1 protein-coding gene is annotated in these 314 nt (G+C 66.2%); it reads left to right on the top strand.

Annotated elements, in window-relative coordinates:
• A partial coding sequence (locus EOB80_RS34375) for a beta-ketoacyl synthase N-terminal-like domain-containing protein (RefSeq protein WP_281058169.1) occupies nucleotides 1-314 on the top strand: 314 nt, incomplete at both ends.

Raw genomic sequence — 314 nt, 5'->3', positions numbered from 1 at the left:
GCTTGCTCGCCGTGCTTGCAGCGCGCGAAGCCATGCGGCAGGCCGGACTTTCCTGCGACGAAGGGAATGCCCATCGCTTCGGCGCTACAGTGGGCGTCGGCGGCTTGGGCTGGGATGTGATGGAGGAAACTTACCGGGCCCTCCTTTTGGACGGCGCGAGGCGAGTTGGCATCCTCGCTGTACCCAAAACGATGCCAAGCGCCGCCGCCGGCCAGGTGAGCTTGAGCCTCGGCTTGCGCGGGCCGGTCTTCGGGGTGAACTCCGCATGTGCCTCGGCCAACCATGCGATCGCCTCGGCAGTGGACCAGATCAAG

Source organism: Mesorhizobium sp. M7A.F.Ca.MR.245.00.0.0 (assembly GCF_003997415.1).
In the GTDB taxonomy this organism is placed as follows: domain Bacteria; phylum Pseudomonadota; class Alphaproteobacteria; order Rhizobiales; family Rhizobiaceae; genus Mesorhizobium.
The sequence above is the reverse complement of the archived record's forward strand: the minus strand, read 5'-3'. Positions and strand labels throughout refer to the sequence as shown.